We start from the raw sequence: 17,180 nt of genomic DNA, 5'->3' as shown, positions 1-17,180 counted from the left end.
AATTCAATCCGCTGGGAGCGCCGTCATGCCCGAGTCCGCGATCCACCCGATCGATCCCGGCGCCTCCCGCTCCTGGTGGGGCTGGGGCTACACCGACGCCCACCCCGAGGACGCCGAATGCGCCGCCCTGGGCGCCCTGCTGCCGGGCACCCTGGCCCGCCCGCTGCCGATACCCCGGGTCGCCGACCTCGCCATCGGCCGCCCCGGCGTGATGCCGCCGCCCGCCCTGGCGCATCTGGTCACCGAAGACCCCGGGGCCCGCGCCGCCCACGCCATGGGCAAGGCCTACCGCGATGTCATCCGGGCCCTGCGCGGCCGTCCCCGCCGGATCCCCGACCTCGTCGCCCGCCCGACCCGCGACCAGGAGGTGGCCGACCTGCTGGAGTGGGCCGGCGAGCGCGGCCTGGCCGTCATCCCCTTCGGCGGCGGCTCCTCGGTCGTCGGCGGCGTGGAGTACCGCGGCGACGCCCACCAGGCTGTGCTGTCGCTCGACCTGACCTCGATGGACCGGGTCCTGGAGATCGACACCGCCAGTCGCGCCGCCCGTATCCAGGCAGGGGCTCTCGGTCCCGCGTTGGAGGCACAGCTGCGGCCCCACGACCTCACACTGCGCCACTTCCCGCAGAGCTTCGAGTTCTCCACCCTCGGCGGCTGGCTGGCCACCCGGGCCGGGGGCCACTACGCCACCCTCCACACGCACATCGACGACTTCGTGCAGTCCCTGCGCGTGATCACACCCGCGGGAGCGGGCACGTCCTGGCGGCTGCCCGCGTCCGGTGCGGGGCCGTCGCCCGACCGGCTGTTCCTGGGGTCCGAGGGCACCCTGGGCGTCATCACCGAGGCCTGGATGCGGCTGCAGGAGCGCCCCCGGTTCAAGGCCTCGGCGTCGGTGGCGTTCGCGGACTTCCAGCGCGCGCTGGACGCGGTGCGCGTGATCGCCCAGTCCGACCTCTTCCCGGCCAACTGTCGCCTGCTCGACCCCGGCGAGGCCGCGCTGTCCGGCGCCTCGCAGGACGGATCCGCCATCCTGGTCCTGGGCTTCGAGTCCGCCACCGCCCAGGTCGACGATCGCCTCGCGACCGCTCTGGACCTGGCTCGCGCCCACGGCGGCCGTGGCGAGGCACCGACGGCGCACGGCGACGCTCCCGCCGACGGGGCCGTCAACGCCTGGCGCTCCGCGTTCCTGCGTATGCCGTATCTGCGCGACGGCCTCGCCCGCATGGGCGCCGTGGTCGAGACGTTCGAGACCGCCACCACGTGGGACAGGCTCCCCGCGCTGATCGAGGCGGTCCGCACCGAAGTCGGCGCCGCCGCCTTGAAGGCCACGGGACAGGAGGCCGCCATCAACTGCCGTCTGACCCACGTCTACCCCGACGGCGCGGCCCCCTACTTCACCGTGGCCGTCGCCGGCCGCCCGGGAGACGAGGTCGAGGTCTGGGACGACATCAAGGCCGTCGTGACGGACCTGCTCCACCGCCACCACGCCACGGTCACCCACCACCACGCCGTCGGCCGCGACCACCGCCCCGGCTACGACCTGCAACGCCCGGAGCCCTTCGCACTGGCCCTGCGCGCCACCAAGGACGCCCTGGACCCCCACCACATCCTCAACCCCGGCGTCCTGCTCGACTGACGGAAGGGCGAAGCGCGTCCGGGATCGCCTCAAGGGCCACAGGCCGCGCATCAAGCGGGAGTACCGGCCCAGGCGGTCAACGCCCGGGCCCGCTCATCACCACGTTCGTCGGCATCGCCGGTCCGGGTGGCCCAGGCCACGTGCCCGTCGGGCCGTACGAGGACCTCGCGCACTCCGTCCAGCTCCGCATGCTCGTCGTACGTGTCGACACTCACGGCCGCGACCCGGTCGGCGTACCCGGAGTCGACGGCCGCCTTCGGGCCCTGGTCCCCGGCCGGCGAGAGCAGAACGAAGCGGCCCTGGTGGAGCAGCTCGTACACCCGTGTCGCCGCCGACTCCACGGCCTTGAGTCCGACGTCGGGCATGCGCCGCCCCACCAACGGATCGGCGTCCGGGACCGTCGGCGGATAGACGGTGCCGAGTGCTGAAATCCGGTCGGCGAGTCCCCGGTTGACCTCCGGCATGCCCAGCAGCTGGTCGAGCAACCCCCGCAGCGCGGCGCCCGCCCGCTCGTACCGCGGGACGAGTGTCAGCTCCACGAGCAGGGTCTGGATCTCGGTGTTCTCCGTGACCGACTGCCCGACCGGCCGGCGCTCCGCGTCGTAGCTGTCGAGCAGCCCGGGCGGCGCCCAGTCGTTGATGACGGCCGCCAGCTTCCAGCCCAGGTTCATGGCGTCCTGGAGCCCGGTGTTGAGCCCTTGCCCGGCCGCCGGGAAATGGATGTGGGCGGCGTCGCCCGCCACCAGGACGCGCCCGGAGCGGTAGTTCGCCGCGAGCCGGGTCGCGTTGCCGAAGCGCGACAGCCAGCGGGGCTCGGCGATGCCGTAGTCGGTGCCGGCGACACGGATGAGGGACGTACGGAACTCCTCTAGGGTCACCGGTTCCAGGGACGGCACGCGCATCCGCTCCGGGTCCAGGCAGACGATCCGGGTCAGCCCTTCTTCAAGTGGCGCGATGATCAGCCCGCGGGCCCGCGCGTCGTCGAGCGCGCCGGGCTGCGGGTCCATGACGGCGAAGTCCCCGAGCACTCCGGTCAGGGTCTCGTCCGTGCCCGGGAAGTCGATCCCCGCGGCCTGTCGTACGACGCTGCGTCCGCCGTCGCAGCCGACCGCGTACCGCGCGCGCAGTGCCTCGGTACGGGCCCCGGGGCCGCGCGCCTCCACGGCGACCCCGGCGCTGTCCTGACGTACGCCGACGGTCTCGTATCCCCGGCTGATCTGCACACCCAGCTCGCGCGCCCGCTCGTGCAGGAGGGCCTCGGTGCGGGCCTGGGCCAGGAAGAGCGTGTAGCCGTGCCGGGAGTCCAGGCGGCTGAAGTCCAGGTGTGTGGGCAGCCCTGCGAAGTGCCAGCCCGGCACGGTCCGGCCGAGCCGGAGGAACCGGTCGAGCAGCCCCCGCTGGTCGATCAGTTCCACGCTGCGTGGGTGCAGGCTCAGCGCCCGCGAGTCGCGCTGCGCTTCGGTGCGGCGCTCCAGGATCCGGGTACGTACGCCGGCCAGTGCCAGCTCGCAGGCGAGCATGAGCCCGGTCGGGCCGGCACCCACGACGATCACATCGACGGCCATCAGAATCGCGCCTCCCATTTAGTGAACAGTGTTCACGTGAACGCCGTTCACTATAGTGAGAGCCATGAGTTCCACGTCAACCCCCGCCCGCGGACGGCCCGCGCGACTCGACCCTGTGCGCACCGTCGAAACGGCACTCGACCTGCTGGATCAGTCCGGCCTGGAAGCACTGACCATGCGGCGGCTCGCCGAGTCGATGGGTGTCCAAGCCGGTGCGCTGTACCGCTACTTCGCGACCAAGCAGGACCTGCTGACGGCGATGGCGGAGAGGATGCTGGCGGGCTTGGCGGAATCAGGCGGGGAGGCGACCGACGGCGACTGGAGCGAGCAACTGGGCGCTCTCGCCCACGCGATGCGCGCGGCACTGCTCGCCCATCGCGACGGCGCGCGCGTCTTCGCCGGCACGCACTCCACCGGGGCGAACACCCTGCGCTTCGCCGACCGCCTCGTCGGAGTTCTGCGCGATGCGGGCTTCACCGACGAAGAGGCGGCCCGGGCCCTGTTCGCGGTGGTCAACTTCACCGTGGGACACACCCTGGAGGAACAGGCGGCCCTCCAGCCGGAGAGCGGGGCTCCGGCAGCTCCGGAAGTCCTGCACGCCGCGGTGACAGCGGGCTCGTATCCGCATCTCAGCGCCACCCTCCCCACGCTGACCAGCACCGACTTCGCGCCCCACTTCGAGTTCGGGATCGGCCTGGTGACGGAGGGGCTGCGAGTCCGTCGGGGCTGAGCTCCACTTCCGGCTCACCGGGGACGCACCACCGGCACCGCACTCCTCGACCGGCCCCGACGGCCGCGTCCCACTCGATCTTGTCGCTCGGGCGGCATACGGTGTTGGTGTCCCCCGCCCCTTTCCACGCCACCGCAGTCAGGCACCGACGGGACGAAGGAGTCCGTGATGGGAAAGTACGAGGATGTCTTCCGTGCCAGCACGAAGGACCCGGAGCGCTTCTGGCTGACGGCGGCGGAGGCCATCGACTGGGATGTCGCTCCGCAGCGCGCCCTGGACTCCTCGGGCGCCCCGTTCTACCGCTGGTTTCCCGACGGACGGCTCAACGTCTGTTTCAACGCGCTCGACCGGCACGTCGAAGCCGGCCGCGGCGACCAGCCGGCGCTTGTCTACGACTCCCCCGTCACCGGCACCCAACGCACTTACACCTACGCGCAGTTGAGGGACGAGGTGGCGGCCTTCGCCGGGGCGCTCGCGCAGCTCGGTGTGGGGCGGGGCGACCGGGTGGTGATCTATATGCCGATGGTGCCGGAGGCCGCCGTCGCGATGCTGGCCTGTGCGCGCGTCGGCGCGGTCCACTCGGTCGTCTTCGGCGGGTTCGCCCCGCACGAGCTGGCCCTGCGTATCGACGACGCCGCGCCCAAGGTGGTCGTCTCCGCCTCCTGCGGCGTCGAGGGCAAGCGTGTCATCGCGTACAAGCCGCTGCTCGACCGGGCGATCGAACTCGCCACCCACAAGCCGCAGAAGAGCATCATCCTGCAACGCCCGCAGGAGCGGGCCGAGTTGGGGCCGGACGATCTCGACTGGGCCGAGCTGGCCGCCGCCGCACCGCCGGCCGACTGCGTTCCCGTCGCCGCCACCGATCCCCTGTACATCCTCTACACGTCCGGAACGACCGGAAAACCCAAGGGAGTTGTCCGCGACAGCGGCGGCTATGCGGTCGCTCTGCACTGGTCGATGGGCGCCGTGTACGACGTGGGTCCTGGCGAGACGATGTTCACCGGCTCCGACGTCGGCTGGGTCGTCGGGCACTCGTACATCGTCTACGCACCCCTGCTGGTCGGCGCGACGACGGTCCTGTACGAGGGCAAGCCGGTCGGCACCCCGGACGCGGGCCAGTTCTGGCGCGTCGCCGCCGAGTACCGGGTCAAGACCATGTTCACGGCGCCCACCGCCTTCCGGGCCATCCGCAAGGAGGACCCGAAGGGAGCGTTCACGGCGGACTACGACCTCTCCCACCTGCGCTATCTCTTCCTCGCCGGTGAACGGCTCGACCCCGAGACCTACCACTGGGCCGGCGCCCTCCTGGGCATCCCGGTGATCGACCACTGGTGGCAGACCGAGACCGGCTGGCCCATCGTCGCCAACCCGGCCGGCATCGAAGCCGCCCCACTCAAGCCCGGCTCCCCCACCCGCGCACTGCCGGGCTGGGACGTCCGCATCTTCGACGCGTCCGGCGCCCCGGTACCCCCGGGTGTCGACGGAGCGATCGTCGTGAAGCTCCCCCTGCCGCCCGGCGCGCTGCCGACGCTCTGGAACGACGACGACCGCTACGTCGCCTCGTATCTCTCCGCCTTCGACGGCTACTACCTCACCGGCGACAGCGGGCACATCGACGAGGACGGCTACGTGTTCGTCATGGGCCGTACCGACGACGTCATCAACGTCGCCGGACACCGGTTGTCGACCGGCAGCATGGAAGAGGCCCTGGCAGCCCACCCGGACGTCGCCGAATGCGCCGTCATCGGCGTCGCCGACGCCCTCAAGGGACAGGTGCCGCGCGGCTTCGTGGTCCTGAAGGCCGGTACCGCCCGCGAACCGGGCGAGGTCGAGGCCGAACTCGTCCAGCTCGTACGCGACCGTATCGGCGCCGTCGCCTCCCTCAAGGACGTCACGGTCGTGGCCGCTCTGCCCAAGACCCGCTCGGGGAAGATCCTGCGCAAGACGATGCGGGGCATCGCCGACGGCCACGACGAACCCATCCCCTCCACCGTGGATGACGCGAGCGTCATCGAGGCCCTGCGGCCCGTTCTCCGCCGCTCCGGTCACACCTCGTGAACGGCTGAGACCCGGCACGGACGACGAAGGGCACCTCGGCCGCTCACCCCTGAGTGGGCGGCACCGGGAACAGCATGCAGCTACTGGTGGCATGCGCGAGAAGACGATCCTTCGCGTCGACCAACTGCGCCTGCGCCAGCGCGGTTTGACGCCCCTGATTGACAACCGTACCGATGGCGCGCACCGTCCCGGTGTCCACGGTGATCCGCCGAAGGAACTTCACGGTGAGGTCGAGCGAGGTGTACGCCATGCCCTGCGGAAGGGTGGACTGGACGGCACACCCCGCGGCCGAGTCGAGGAGCGTGGCGAAGATGCCGCCGTGCACGCTGCCGATCGGGTTGTAGTGCTCCTCGCCCGGCGTCAGAGAGAACACCGCTCTGCCGGGCTCCACCTCGTCCAGGGTGAAGTCGAGGGTGCGACTGACAGGCGGTCCCGGTAGCCGCCCGGCCACCAGCTCATGCAGGAAGTCGATACCTGCCATGCGTCCGGCGGCTTCCGCCAGGACGACGGGATCGTCCCAGGAGTACGTACGTGTTCGTCCCACGGTCCAGCGCCTTCCCCTCTGACTTCGTCCGTTGAAGCTAGCTCTGCTTCCATCTGACTGTCAATGGCGAAGCCAGGCCCGTACGATGGTGGGATGGAGTGGCTTGAGGCGAGCACGGAGAACTGCCCCGTCCAGCGCACGCTCGACGTGGTCGGAGAGAAATGGACCATGCTGATCCTGCGCGACGCCGTCAACGGAGTCCGCCGCTTCGACGACTTCCACCGCCACATCGGCCTGTCGGAGGCCGTCCTCAGCGACCGCCTGCGCAAGCTGACCTCGGCCGGCATCCTGAAAACCGTTCCTTACCAGGAGCCCGGCAGCCGCGCCCGCAACGAGTACCGCCTGACCCGCAAGGGCTGGGACCTGTGGCCCGCGCTGATGGCGCTGGGCCAGTGGGGCGAGACGCACCTCCTCGACCCCGAGGACACCCTGCTGGACATCCGGCACACCGACTGCGACGCTCCGGTCCGGGTCGTCGTCGAATGCTCCGCGGAACACTCCTCCCTCAACCCCTGGGACGTCACGGCCCGCCTGGGACCGGGCGCCCGTCGCCGGTCATGAGCCGGCGACGGGACCTCAGCCGTGCTGTTTCCGCCGAGACGCGTCAGTGGCACCGACCCTGTCGACCAAGGGTCTCCACGGGAGTCGCGCCGGGGCGGGTCCACTGCGGTACGGGGCGGCCGGTCGGGCCCCACGTGGCGACGCCGTCGGCGTCCGTGCGCCAGTACCAGCAGATCGGCGAGCCGTGCCCACCGACCGGGGCGCCGGCCTCAGGGGCCTCGGGCCAGCCCTCCGGGTTGTCCTCCCAGCCCTCGCGGCGGCCGTAGGGAGTCATGTCGAGCAGGCCGAGGGAGCCGTTGACCGGCTCGTTGCCCCGCCCGGTCGTCGAGTAGGTCAGGAACACGCGGTCGCCGTCGCGCAGGTAGCAGGTGAGGTATCCCATGTCCCCGCCGACCGGCTCGTCGACGTCGCGCACCGAGTACCAGGGCTGGGTGTAGCCCATGAAGTCCACGAACGAAGCCACCTCGTCCGACTCGCCCGTGGTCACGATGGCGAAGGAGACACCGCGGGCGTTGAGGTAGACGGCGTCCTTCATGTGCCAGGCCGTGGTGGTGCAGCCCTCGCACTGCCCCTGGTGCGGCGCGCCGTCGTACCACATGTGCTTGTAGACGATGAGCTCGTCGCGGCCCTGGAACAGGTCCAGGAACGGGACCGGCCCGTCGGGTCCGACGACCTCGACGGTCCCGTCGAACTCCACCATCGGCAACCGGCGGCGGGCCGCGGCGATGGCGTCGCCCTCGTGCGTGTGGGCCTTCTCGCGGACCACGAGCTCGTCACGGGCGGCCTGCCAGGTGGCCAGGTCGACGACGGGCGGGCGGCCCGGCAGCTCGGTGGTCGGGTCGTGCGGCGTGGTCGTCATGGTGTCCTCCGTGGCGTTCGGTGCCGGGCAGCGTCGTACGGCGTCGTTCGGCGGTCACCAGAACAGACTCGCAACCCGGCCGGAACTCATCGCGGCAGGGGCGCGCAGGTGGAGCAGCGCATCCTTCGTCACCGCGACACAACGGTCATCGGCATCAAGGGCCGTCCGGCGCCAACCGGCCGAGCCCGGACCGCGACCTCGGGGTGGCAAGGTGCTCGATCCGATGGCCGCCCTCGACGAGTCCGTGCCACGATGAAACGACCCGCGGCGAAGACGCGGCCGAGGCGCACGTATGACCGACCTCGGTGGCGGCTTCCAGCGGCCCCAGGTGGTGGCTGAGCGACGACTGGGAGTAACCCGGCCCGGTTGCCGATCCGGTCACCGATCCATTGGCAAGGGAGTCGTCAGCCATGTCACGCGCCCGCGTCCACAACTTCTCCATTTCGCTCGACGGCTTCGCCACCGGCGAGGGGCTGAGCCGTGACGCGCCGTTCGGGCACGCCGGCGAGAGGCTGCACGAGTGGATGTTCGCCACCCGGTGGTGGCACGAAAGGGTCGGCGAGCCCGGCGGTACCAGCGGCCTCGACGACGCCCTCGTGCGGCAGTTCACGCCGGGGATCGGGGCCGAGATCATGGGCGCCGGAAAGTACGGCTACCCCGGATGGCACGAGGACCAGGAGTGGAAGGGCTGGTGGGGACCCAATCCGCCCTTCCACACGCCGACCTTCATCCTCACTCATCACACGCGCCCGTCGATCGAGATGGAGGGCGACACGACGTTCCACTTCCTCGACACCTCACCCGCCAAGGCGCTCGAGACGGCCCGCGAGGCAGCGGGCGGCCAGGACGTACGCATCGGCGGCGGGCCCACCGTGATCCGCGACTTCCTTGCCGCCGGACTCATCGACCACATGCACGTCGCGGTAGTCCCGATCGTGCTCGGCCGAGGCGTCCGCCTCTGGGACGGGCTGGAGGACCTCGACAAGGACTACGACATCGAGGCCACCTCCTCACCCAGCGGAGTCACGCATCTGACGGTCACCCGGTCGGGTGCCTGAGCCGGCCAGTTCCTGCACCGGCTCACCTTCCCGCATGCAGACCGCCGTGCCGGAGACAACCGCAGCGTGAAGTGCCGTCAAGGTACGTACGTCCGTGGCGGTTTGCACGTCCTGGAGTTCGTCCAGGCTGACGAAGGCGTACTGATCGTGCTCGGGACTCAGACGAATCGGGGTGCCCTCTGCGAGCGTTCCGCCGTCGAAGAAACAGTCGAGCACCGGCCCGGTTCCGCAGACGTCCACGCGGTGGTCGATGCCGATCAGCCTCGGCGCGGACCGGAGCTCGACTCCGATCTCCTCGTAGGTTTCCCGCCTCGCCGCCGCGCACGGGTCTTCTCCGTGATCGAGTATTCCGCCCGGCAGCCACCAGTCCCCGGCCATCGGTTGGCCGGGGCCGTAGCGCACGAGCAGGATCCGCCCCTGACCGTCCAGGAGCATGACGCACGAGGCGATGAGCGCCTGAGGCTGGGTCTTGATCCACTCCTCGCGGGGCACCCACACCACGGCAGGCTCCGATCCGGCATCCGCCTGCGGCGCTGCCTCGGCCTCTTCGTTCACGGTCACTTGCAACACTCCCGTAGAGATCGCTCTTTCCGTTGGGGTGCGGTCACGCAGGCATATCCCGCGGGCCCCTGTTCCTTCACCGAAGGGGCGGTCCCGCCACCAAGCGGCTGAATCCGCAGGCTGCGCGGCGTGCCTTCGGGGGCCTCTGCCGTCGGTCCGAAGCATGGTGGTCGGTGCTGTCGTCGTCGAGGAGGACTTGTGAAGCGTCGCGTCGTCGCCGTACTGGCCACCGTCTTCGCCGGGCTGATGCTGTTCGCCGCCCCGGCCCCGGCTCAGGACGACCATGGCACCGTCGAGAGCAATGACTGGAACATCCCACTCACCAACATCCGTCTGCCCTAGGCCGTGTCCACCGGGGGCCGACCGAACGGGCCGGCCGGCCCGAGCCGGCTGACCCGTTCGTGAACTGCCCGACGCCGCGTCACCCGGGGGTGATGATCCGTCAGCAGGTACGACCGACGTAGTGGGCGCCCTGAATCTTGCTGGCGGAACCGAGCCAGGACTTGCCCGGGCCGACGCACCGTTCGTAGTCGGCCGCGAGGGCGACCTCGACCTTGATGACCACCCGCGAGCCGTCGGACGTGCAGTGGTTGTAGAAGGCGTCGGAACCGGTCTCGTAGAAGCCGCACGGGTCGGCTGCCGCGGGGCCCGCCTGGGCGGTCACCGCGCCCAGGGACGTGAGGACGAGAGCGGCGGAACCGAGAGCGCCGGTCAGCATACGGCGAATGCGCAAGGGAGACTCCTTGGCCGGGGCAGGGCTGAAGGGCCCAAGGCCCGGTGCCTGCCGATCAGTTGGATGCCTGCATCAGGATCGCCGTGCCGCCCCACGCTGCTGAGGGAGTATCGCGCCGTTCACCTGGCGAATCGTTCTGTCGCTACATCCATGGGGTGATCTTGCGCGGTTCCCCGGTCCGGACCGGTCAAGGCTGTGCAGACATCTGCGCTCGGGTCAGGGGGCACGCGTGCCGGTTGCGGTGATGCGGGCGATCGCCTCGACGGTGAGGGCACGGTCGTGGGGTTGACGTGAGAGGGCACGGTGGAGGGTCAGGCCTTCGATGAGCGCGTCGAGTTGGCGGGCGGTGTCCGGGTCGAAGTGCTTTTCCAGGTGGACGCGGCTGCGGCGCATCCATTCGTGGGTGAGTTCCCGGTAGGCGGGCTGGCGGGCGGCGAGGGTGTACAGCTCCTGGGTGAGCACCAGGTCGCGTCCGCTTCCCTCGGACAGCATGTGGACGAGGTCGGCCACTGCCTGCCGGGCCTGGTCGGGATTGGCCGGGGCGGACAGGTGGGCGTCGAAGACGGCGACGATGTGGTCGGTGAAGCGGCTGAACGCTTCGCGCAACAGGTCGTCCATACCGCTGAAGTGATAGGTCATGGATCCCAGCGGGACGCCGGCGCGCACGGCGATCTTCCGGTGGGACACGCGTGCGATGCCCTCCTCGGCGATGAGGTCGAGGGTGGCGGCGATGATGCGTTCGCGGCGCTGGGGGTCGGTGTGTCCGGTGGCCATGACGACAGACTTACAGGCTCCGCACCACGCGAGCGGGGTTCCCGACGGCGACGACGTTCGCGGGGATGTCTCTGGTGACCACCGCACCGGCGCCGATGACGGAATTGTCCCCGATGGTGACGCCGGGCAGGACGATCGCGCCACTGCCGAGCCACACGTTGTCGCCGATGGTGATCGGCTTGGCGGCCTCCAGCTTGTCGCGGCGGGGCTGCGGCTCCAACGGGTGGGTGGGGGTGAGCAGTTGGACGTTCGGTCCGATCTGGCAGTCGTCACCGATGGTGATGGCCGCGACGTCCAGTGCGGTGAGGTTGTAGTTGACGAAGGTGCGCGCCCCGATGGTGATGTTGCTGCCGTAGTCGACGTACAGGGGCGGCCGGACGTGGGCCTCCTCACCGAGCGCGCCGAGCAGTTCGGCGAGGATCGGCCGGGCGGCGTCGGCGTCCTCGGCGTAGCCGGCCTGGTAGCGAGCGGCCAGGCGAACGGCCTCCTGCTGCCGGCGGGCGATCTCCGGATCGTCGGCGATGTAGAGGTCGCCCGCCTGCATGCGCTCGAGGTTCGTGCGCGGATCCTGCGCGAAGTAGTCCGTCGGCATGCGCACGAGCGTACACCGCAGAGTGTACGAACGTACATTCTGCGGCGTGGGGGCGCCAGGGTTCAGAATCGGTATGGGGTTCCCGATTCCCTTACGTCGAGGCGGTACGGGAGTTACCGGCGACGGTTCTGCAGCACCTGGGCGACGAGGATCACGAGGAGCCCGGCGAGCGGCACCACCAGCAGGCCCACGCGCAGACTGGTCGCGTCGGCGACGAGGCCGACCACGGGCGGGGACAACAGGAAGCCCAGGCGCATGAGCCAGGACACGATCGTGAGCCCCGACCCCGGCTTGAGGCCGGGCAGTTCGTCGGCCTCCTGCATCGCGGCCGGCACCAGGGTGGCCACGCCGCACCCGGCCGCGGCGAAGCCGAGGATCGTGCCGGGCACCGTGGGCACGGCCAGCGCCAGCCCCATGCCGGCCGCGGCTATGAGCCCGCCGGTGCGCGCCACTGTGCGCTGACCGAACCGGTCGACCAGACGGTCGCCGACGAGACGGCCGACGAACTGGGCACCGACCAGGGCGATGAATCCGGACGCCGCCACGGTGACCGAGGCGTGCAGGGAGTCGGAGAGGTAGAGCGTCGCCCAGGAGTTGCCCGCGTCCTCGACGACCGTGCCGGCCGTCGCGATGACGACGAGGGCCGCGAGCACATAACCCACGCGCAGGCCGCCTTGGGAGGACTGCTGCGGACTCTCGTCCCGGACCTTTGCCTCCTCCGCCACGGGCTCGGTGTCGGGACCGGGCAGGCAGTGGCGCAGCGCCACGAGAGAAACGATCCCGAACACCACCGCCGAGATCAGCAGGTGCTGCCCGCGTGACAGACCCAGCGCGATCGCGGCGGCGGCCATCGAACCGCCCGTGACGGCGCCGACGGACCAGACGGCGTGGAAGGAGTTGATGATGGACCGTCCGTAGCGGCGCTGCACCCGCAGGCCGTGCGCGTTCTGGGCGACATCGGTGATGGCATCCATGGCCCCGGCCAGGAACAGCGCTCCGGCGAACACGGCCGCCGACCCCGCGAGTCCGGCGGCAAGGGCTCCCGCGCCGGTCAGCAGGGTTCCGGCCACCGCGACACGGGCCGACCCCAGCCGTCGGATGAGCACACCTGCGGCCAGGCCGGCCGCGATGGCACCGGCCGGGAAGGCCGCCACGGCCAGTCCGTACGCGGCGTTCCCGATGCCGAGGTCGGCCTTGATCTGCGGGTATCTCGGAATGAGATTGGCGAAGAGGGCCCCGTTCGTGAAGAACAGCATGGCTACGGCCGCACGGGCATGCCGTTCATGCCGGGTGGGCGGACGCAATACGTCAACTGTCATGCGGCGGAGCCTACAAGCTGGAGCGTACGAACGTACACTCTCACTCGGCGCGGGCTGTCGAGTGCCACGAGCCGCACCGGCGAGCAGGGCCTTCCAGGCCTACCCCTCGTGTTGGCGGCGGACCTCGTCGATGACGCGACGTAGCAGCTCACGGGCCGCGGCGATCTCACCGGCCGGAATGTCGGCAGCCAGCCTGCGGTGGACTTCTGCCGCGCGGACCGTGATCCCGTCCAGGACGCGGCGCCCGGCGGGCGTGAGCTCCAGCAGCGGCGAACTGCGGTGATCCGGATTGGGGCGGAAGGCGACGAGGCTCTCGTTCGCGAGGTCGTTGGCGAGGCGCTGCACGCCTTGGCGTGCGACTCCCAGGCGGCGGGCTGCCTGGGCCACGGTCAGCGGGGTGCCGGACGCCACGCTCAAGAGCTGCCATCGCGCCTGCGTCTGCCCCTGGGATGCGGCGATCACCTCCCCCGACTTCCGCAGCGCTCCAGCTGCCTCGTACACGTCCGCCACCAGCAGGGCCACCTCGTCGGACATGCCCGCTCCTCACATTGACAACATGTTTCCGCTTGGGAAACATGTTGTCATATTACTGGCTGGGGCCATCGCAACGCGCCCCCGCACCACCCACCGATCTCCTGGAGAAGATCATGAGCACCGCGATATCAAATCTGCAGGCCACTCTGGCGCGCGCGGCCGCCATCCGGCCCAAGGTCGGCGGCTTCCCGTACCTCGCCGAATCGCTGCGGCAGGCCGGCGTTGCCCGCTGCCGCATGGCGGTGCCGTCGAATGCCATGCTCTACCTGACCGAGACCGGCCCCGTCGCTGTTCAGGGCGAGCCCCTGGTGACCGGCATGGTCGATGTCCTGCCGTTCGACGGCCAGGCACTCGTGTCGGCTCTGCGCACCGATCAGGCAGGCGAGACCACCTTCCCCGAGTTCGTCGAGGGCTGCTGGAGGGCCGGCGTGGTCTGGTACGACGTCGACCTCGCCGCTCGTACCTGCACCTACTACGGCGCCGACGGCGACAGCTACACCGAGTCCTACCCCGAGGTCGAGATCTGAACGTCGCCAAGATTGGTGACCGTCGGCTAGATTTCAGGCGCGACAGCGAGGAGGCCGAGGTGACCGAGACGACAGTGGCACAGGTCATGGCCGATTTGGCCGTGCTTGAGGACCCGAAGATGCGCGCGGCGAATGAGAGGCGCGGCGACGATCACGGTGTGAACCTCGGCAAGCTGCGCGCGCTCGCGAAGCAGCTCAAGACGCAGCAGGACCTTGCGCGCGAGCTCTGGGCGACGGACGACACCGCCGCGAGGCTTCTCGCCATGCTGATCTGCCGGCCGAAGGCGTTCGAGCGGGACGAGCTGGACACCATGGTCCGCGAGACACGTGCCCCCAAGGTGCACGACTGGCTCGTGAACTACGTGGTCAAGAAGAACCCGCACTCCGAGGAACTGCGCCTCGCCTGGTTCACGGACCCGGATCCGGTGGTCGCCAGCGCCGGCTGGGCGCTGACCACCGAGCGGGTGGCGAAGAAGCCCGAGGGCCTCGACCTGGCGGGACTGCTCGATGTCATCGAGGCGGAGATGAAGGGCGCCCCGGATCGTCTGCAGTGGGCGATGAACCACTGTCTGGCTCAGATCGGGATTGAGCACGCCGAATACCGCGCCCGCGCGATCGACATCGGCGAGCGCCTGGAAGTGCTCAAGGACTACCCGACTCCCCCGAACTGCACCTCTCCTTTCGCACCCATCTGGATCGGCGAGATGGTGCGTCGTCAGCAGGGGAGTTAGACAGCCGCGCCAGGAGTTCGCTGCCCTCGGTCGGGCGTCCATGTACGCCGAGCCGGCCCGCTCCGCGCCCTCCTCGGCCCTATCGTCGAGCTATGGAAGTCTCCGAACAGGCCCTCGTCCCCGCCGACCCCGACCGCACCTGGCGGCTGATCACCGGCCCTCAGTACGTCGAGCAGTGGTACGCGTTCGGGGGCGCTGACATCGAGTTGGCACCGGGTGGCGCGATGGTTCTGCGCTGGGACGAGCACGGAGCGTTTCCCGCCAGGGTGGAGGCAGTCGAGCCCGGCCGCCGCTTCGCCTTCCGGTGGTTGCCGGAACCTGGCGACCTTGTCGAGATCGCCCTGTCGCCGGAGGGCGACGGGACGTTGGTCCGGATCACCGAGAGCGGTGCTCTGGAGGACGCCGCCACCAGTGCCATGGCCTGGAGGAACTCTCTTTCCCTGCTCATCGCGCTCGCCCAGGCGTAACCGCCCGGACCTCCGTGCCTCGGATGGTCCCAGGACCTGATGTGCGTCGGGCTCCCGGGTCCATCCAGGCGTTCGGGCTCATCCGGGAGTGATGCGGCCGCGCCAGCTTCCGGATTCGATCCCGCGGTGCTCGATGTATTCCTTGAAGCGGCGCATGTCGCCCTTGATGCGACGGTCGATGGTCCCCGCCATGTCCGCCGCCTTCTCGGCGGCTCCGCTCGGTTCGACGTCCATCACGAGTTCCACCCGGGTGTGGGTGTCGTCGACGCGCTGGAAGCGGACCGTGCCCTTCTGCTGCGTGTCGCCGCTGACGGTGCGCCAGGTGATCCGCTCGTCAGGGAGCTGGTCGACGATCTCGGTGTCGAACTCCCGCCGTACCCCACCGATCTTGGTCGTCCAGTGGTTGTGGCTGTCGTCGAGCTGCCGGACCTCCTCGACGCCCTCCATGAAGTTCGGGAACTCCTGGAACTGCGTCCACTGGTTGTAGGCGGTGCCGACGGGGACCTCGACCTCGACGGTTTCCTTGACTGTGCTCATCCTTGATCTCCTTTCGCTGTGCGGCGAGTACCCAGGAGCCGTCCGTCTACAAGGGGAAAATCTCTGTGGTTACGGCACAGTGCTCCGAACGCCGATCAGGTCGGTGACCGCCTGGAGGCCGCCTTCGGCGAGCGCGGTGAGTTGCCGGTCGGCGCCGGTTCCGTCGCGCAGGAGCCGACGTACCAGTGCCGTGACCTGCCGGGTGTCGCCGGACGCGTCGAGCGCGGGAGAGATGTGGCGCAGGAGTTGGTGCAGTACGGCGGCGGCGGGCTGAAGCGTGCCGCCGAGGCCGACCAGGGTGTCACGGAGGCCGTGGCGGGCCGCATGCCACATCGCGGCCCGGAGAAGTTCGGGTTCGTGGGTGAGCGCCGGCGCTCCGGCGGCGGCTTCCCTCAGGGCGGTCTCCACAAGAGCCCGGATGATCCCGGCGAGCATGATCGCCTCGTCCGCGCTCAGCTGGACGTCCGAGCACCGCACCTCGATGGTGGGGAAGCGCGGCGAGAGGCGGGCCTGCCAGTACACCTGGCCGGTGTCGACGATCAAACCGGCGTCCTGCAGTCGCTGCACGCGCCGGTTGTAGTCCGCGGCGTCCTCGAACGACGGGGGCAGGCCGCTGACCGGCCAGCGGCTGAAGATCACCGTGCGCCAGCTCGCGAAGCCGGTGTCCTGCCCGTCCCACAGGGGGGAATTCGACGACATGGCGGTCAGTGTCGGCAGCCATGCCCTGATCCGGTTCAGGACCTGGACGCCCTCTTCACGCCCGGGCACGGCCACATGCACGTGCATGCCGTTGACCAGCTGCTCCGCCACCAGCTGCGGCGCCTGCGTGACCATCGCCCGGTAGCGGGCCTCGTCGGTCACGGCCTCGGGACGACCATGCCGCAGGGGTGATGTCCCACAGGCCGCGAGCCGGCAGCCGTGTTCCTCGGCGGCCACCGAGACGGCCTGCCGCAGACGCAGCAGGTGCCCCCCGGCCTCGTCCAGCGTGTCGCACACCGGGGTGGCCACCTCGACCTGCGCCTGGAGCAGCTCGTGCTGCACCTCCCGGTCGGCCGCCAGACGCCCCAGACCCGCCGCCTCCCGCACCTCGGGCCCCCGCGCCACCGGCAGGCCCGTGTCCGGGTCGAGCAGCAGGTACTCCTCTTCAACGCCGATCGTCGTCATCGACCGCCCTATGCTCCGCCCGACTGCCGGGCCAGGTCCTGATGCGTCTGGCCGACGCACCTCACACAGTGCTGATCACCCCGCAGGACACCACCATCCGTGTGGCTTTCCGAGTGCCGCGGCAATCGCGCGACAAACCAACGCTGCCGATCAGAGAACGGTGAGCCCTCCGCGGGCGAGCACACTCAAGGAAGGGCACCGAGCGGCCGATGCCGGTGGCATGGAGACTCGTT

At 70.2% G+C, this 17,180-nt stretch carries 20 protein-coding genes; 9 read left to right on the top strand and 11 right to left on the bottom strand.

The genetic code is table 11. The features are described from left to right. The first annotated feature begins 25 nt into the window (after positions 1-25). Positions 26-1,633: an FAD-binding oxidoreductase gene (locus ACZ7L5_RS18545; RefSeq protein WP_471517822.1), complete on the top strand. Its 1,608-nt coding sequence runs from the start codon at positions 26-28 to the stop codon at positions 1,631-1,633. A gap of 50 nt (positions 1,634-1,683) precedes the next feature. On the opposite strand, the gene ACZ7L5_RS18540 is transcribed toward ACZ7L5_RS18545, so the two are convergent. Further along, complete coding sequence (locus ACZ7L5_RS18540; protein ID WP_471518125.1) at positions 1,684-3,198, bottom strand: monooxygenase; 1,515 nt, start codon at positions 3,196-3,198, stop codon at positions 1,684-1,686. A gap of 64 nt (positions 3,199-3,262) precedes the next feature. On the opposite strand from ACZ7L5_RS18540, the gene ACZ7L5_RS18535 reads away from it, so the two are divergent. Further along, a complete protein-coding gene (locus ACZ7L5_RS18535) occupies positions 3,263-3,928 on the top strand; it encodes a TetR/AcrR family transcriptional regulator (protein WP_471517819.1) in 666 nt (221 codons plus the stop codon). 168 nt (positions 3,929-4,096) lie between these two features. Beyond that, complete coding sequence (locus tag ACZ7L5_RS18530; protein ID WP_471517817.1) at positions 4,097-5,986, top strand: propionyl-CoA synthetase; 1,890 nt, start codon at positions 4,097-4,099, stop codon at positions 5,984-5,986. Positions 5,987-6,029: 43 nt separating this feature from the next. Here the strand turns inward: ACZ7L5_RS18530 and ACZ7L5_RS18525 are convergent, their stop codons facing one another. Further along, positions 6,030-6,530 (bottom strand): PaaI family thioesterase, encoded by a 501-nt coding sequence (locus tag ACZ7L5_RS18525; RefSeq protein ID WP_471517815.1) that lies wholly within the window; start codon positions 6,528-6,530, stop codon positions 6,030-6,032. Positions 6,531-6,623: 93 nt separating this feature from the next. On the opposite strand from ACZ7L5_RS18525, the gene ACZ7L5_RS18520 reads away from it, so the two are divergent. Beyond that, positions 6,624-7,091 carry a winged helix-turn-helix transcriptional regulator gene (locus tag ACZ7L5_RS18520; protein WP_363037111.1) on the top strand — a complete coding sequence of 156 codons (468 nt, stop codon included), beginning with the start codon at positions 6,624-6,626 and terminating at the stop codon, positions 7,089-7,091. 43 nt (positions 7,092-7,134) lie between these two features. Here the strand turns inward: ACZ7L5_RS18520 and ACZ7L5_RS18515 are convergent, their stop codons facing one another. Continuing rightward, complete coding sequence (locus ACZ7L5_RS18515) at positions 7,135-7,950, bottom strand: DUF899 domain-containing protein (protein WP_471517812.1); 816 nt, start codon at positions 7,948-7,950, stop codon at positions 7,135-7,137. 410 nt (positions 7,951-8,360) lie between these two features. Between ACZ7L5_RS18515 and ACZ7L5_RS18510 the strand changes: the two genes are divergently transcribed. Further along, positions 8,361-9,008 (top strand): dihydrofolate reductase family protein, encoded by a 648-nt coding sequence (locus ACZ7L5_RS18510; RefSeq protein WP_328877197.1) that lies wholly within the window; start codon positions 8,361-8,363, stop codon positions 9,006-9,008. Here the strand turns inward: ACZ7L5_RS18510 and ACZ7L5_RS18505 are convergent. After that, positions 8,961-9,569 (bottom strand): NUDIX hydrolase, encoded by a 609-nt coding sequence (locus ACZ7L5_RS18505; protein WP_471517810.1) that lies wholly within the window; start codon positions 9,567-9,569, stop codon positions 8,961-8,963. The genes ACZ7L5_RS18510 and ACZ7L5_RS18505 overlap by 48 nt on opposite strands. Before the next feature lie 198 nt (positions 9,570-9,767). On the opposite strand from ACZ7L5_RS18505, the gene ACZ7L5_RS18500 reads away from it, so the two are divergent. Beyond that, the gene (locus ACZ7L5_RS18500) at positions 9,768-9,911 is read left to right on the top strand and encodes a hypothetical protein (RefSeq protein ID WP_471517808.1); all 144 of its coding nucleotides are present in this window, start codon (positions 9,768-9,770) and stop codon (positions 9,909-9,911) included. Between the two features lie 100 nt (positions 9,912-10,011). Here ACZ7L5_RS18500 and ACZ7L5_RS18495 read toward each other — a convergent pair whose 3' ends face one another. The 5 genes from ACZ7L5_RS18495 to ACZ7L5_RS18475 form a co-directional block, all read right to left on the bottom strand. Then, entirely contained in the window at positions 10,012-10,302 is a 291-nt protein-coding gene (locus ACZ7L5_RS18495; RefSeq protein WP_328877200.1) for a DUF6355 family natural product biosynthesis protein, read from the bottom strand. Positions 10,303-10,518: 216 nt separating this feature from the next. Further along, positions 10,519-11,076: a TetR/AcrR family transcriptional regulator gene (locus ACZ7L5_RS18490; RefSeq protein ID WP_363037101.1), complete on the bottom strand. Its 558-nt coding sequence runs from the start codon at positions 11,074-11,076 to the stop codon at positions 10,519-10,521. Positions 11,077-11,086: 10 nt separating this feature from the next. After that, positions 11,087-11,668: a sugar O-acetyltransferase gene (locus ACZ7L5_RS18485; RefSeq protein ID WP_471517805.1), complete on the bottom strand. Its 582-nt coding sequence runs from the start codon at positions 11,666-11,668 to the stop codon at positions 11,087-11,089. A 113-nt stretch (positions 11,669-11,781) separates the two neighbouring features. Beyond that, positions 11,782-12,987 carry an MFS transporter gene (locus tag ACZ7L5_RS18480; RefSeq protein WP_471517803.1) on the bottom strand — a complete coding sequence of 402 codons (1,206 nt, stop codon included), beginning with the start codon at positions 12,985-12,987 and terminating at the stop codon, positions 11,782-11,784. A 99-nt stretch (positions 12,988-13,086) separates the two neighbouring features. Beyond that, on the bottom strand, positions 13,087-13,521 hold the full coding sequence (locus ACZ7L5_RS18475) for a MarR family winged helix-turn-helix transcriptional regulator (protein WP_471517801.1): 435 nt from the start codon (positions 13,519-13,521) through the stop codon (positions 13,087-13,089). Between the two features lie 113 nt (positions 13,522-13,634). On the opposite strand from ACZ7L5_RS18475, the gene ACZ7L5_RS18470 reads away from it, so the two are divergent. The 3 genes from ACZ7L5_RS18470 (at position 13,635) to ACZ7L5_RS18460 (ending at position 15,246) form a co-directional block, all read left to right on the top strand. Next, complete coding sequence (locus tag ACZ7L5_RS18470; protein ID WP_471517799.1) at positions 13,635-14,048, top strand: DUF1398 family protein; 414 nt, start codon at positions 13,635-13,637, stop codon at positions 14,046-14,048. 86 nt (positions 14,049-14,134) lie between these two features. Next, a complete protein-coding gene (locus ACZ7L5_RS18465) occupies positions 14,135-14,779 on the top strand; it encodes a DNA alkylation repair protein (RefSeq protein WP_471518124.1) in 645 nt (214 codons plus the stop codon). Positions 14,780-14,871: 92 nt separating this feature from the next. Continuing rightward, positions 14,872-15,246, top strand: coding sequence for an SRPBCC domain-containing protein (locus ACZ7L5_RS18460; protein ID WP_471517797.1), 375 nt, complete (start codon positions 14,872-14,874; stop codon positions 15,244-15,246). 78 nt (positions 15,247-15,324) lie between these two features. Here ACZ7L5_RS18460 and ACZ7L5_RS18455 read toward each other — a convergent pair whose 3' ends face one another. Together ACZ7L5_RS18455 and ACZ7L5_RS18450 are read right to left on the bottom strand one after the other, a co-directional pair. Further along, positions 15,325-15,783: an SRPBCC family protein gene (locus tag ACZ7L5_RS18455; protein WP_471517795.1), complete on the bottom strand. Its 459-nt coding sequence runs from the start codon at positions 15,781-15,783 to the stop codon at positions 15,325-15,327. A 69-nt stretch (positions 15,784-15,852) separates the two neighbouring features. Beyond that, positions 15,853-16,947 carry a carboxylate-amine ligase gene (locus tag ACZ7L5_RS18450; RefSeq protein ID WP_471517792.1) on the bottom strand — a complete coding sequence of 365 codons (1,095 nt, stop codon included), beginning with the start codon at positions 16,945-16,947 and terminating at the stop codon, positions 15,853-15,855. Positions 16,948-17,180 lie beyond the last annotated feature (233 nt).

The organism is Streptomyces sp. NPDC107528 (assembly GCF_055639295.1).
The sequence above is the reverse complement of the archived record's forward strand: the minus strand, read 5'-3'. Positions and strand labels throughout refer to the sequence as shown.

Bases quoted from the DNA above. Each gene is read 5' to 3' on its own strand.
- ACZ7L5_RS18545 (WP_471517822.1), top strand. From the start codon at position 26: ATGCCCGAGTCCGCGATCCACCCGATCGATCCCGGCGCCTCCCGCTCC.
- ACZ7L5_RS18540 (WP_471518125.1), bottom strand. From the start codon at position 3,198: ATGGCCGTCGATGTGATCGTCGTGGGTGCCGGCCCGACCGGGCTCATG.
- ACZ7L5_RS18535 (WP_471517819.1), top strand. From the start codon at position 3,263: ATGAGTTCCACGTCAACCCCCGCCCGCGGACGGCCCGCGCGACTCGAC.
- ACZ7L5_RS18530 (WP_471517817.1), top strand. From the start codon at position 4,097: ATGGGAAAGTACGAGGATGTCTTCCGTGCCAGCACGAAGGACCCGGAG.
- ACZ7L5_RS18520 (WP_363037111.1), top strand. From the start codon at position 6,624: ATGGAGTGGCTTGAGGCGAGCACGGAGAACTGCCCCGTCCAGCGCACG.
- ACZ7L5_RS18515 (WP_471517812.1), bottom strand. From the start codon at position 7,950: ATGACGACCACGCCGCACGACCCGACCACCGAGCTGCCGGGCCGCCCG.
- ACZ7L5_RS18510 (WP_328877197.1), top strand. From the start codon at position 8,361: ATGTCACGCGCCCGCGTCCACAACTTCTCCATTTCGCTCGACGGCTTC.
- ACZ7L5_RS18490 (WP_363037101.1), bottom strand. From the start codon at position 11,076: ATGGCCACCGGACACACCGACCCCCAGCGCCGCGAACGCATCATCGCC.
- ACZ7L5_RS18485 (WP_471517805.1), bottom strand. From the start codon at position 11,668: ATGCCGACGGACTACTTCGCGCAGGATCCGCGCACGAACCTCGAGCGC.
- ACZ7L5_RS18480 (WP_471517803.1), bottom strand. From the start codon at position 12,987: ATGACAGTTGACGTATTGCGTCCGCCCACCCGGCATGAACGGCATGCC.
- ACZ7L5_RS18475 (WP_471517801.1), bottom strand. From the start codon at position 13,521: ATGTCCGACGAGGTGGCCCTGCTGGTGGCGGACGTGTACGAGGCAGCT.
- ACZ7L5_RS18470 (WP_471517799.1), top strand. From the start codon at position 13,635: ATGAGCACCGCGATATCAAATCTGCAGGCCACTCTGGCGCGCGCGGCC.
- ACZ7L5_RS18465 (WP_471518124.1), top strand. From the start codon at position 14,135: ATGGCCGATTTGGCCGTGCTTGAGGACCCGAAGATGCGCGCGGCGAAT.
- ACZ7L5_RS18460 (WP_471517797.1), top strand. From the start codon at position 14,872: ATGGAAGTCTCCGAACAGGCCCTCGTCCCCGCCGACCCCGACCGCACC.
- ACZ7L5_RS18455 (WP_471517795.1), bottom strand. From the start codon at position 15,783: ATGAGCACAGTCAAGGAAACCGTCGAGGTCGAGGTCCCCGTCGGCACC.
- ACZ7L5_RS18450 (WP_471517792.1), bottom strand. From the start codon at position 16,947: ATGACGACGATCGGCGTTGAAGAGGAGTACCTGCTGCTCGACCCGGAC.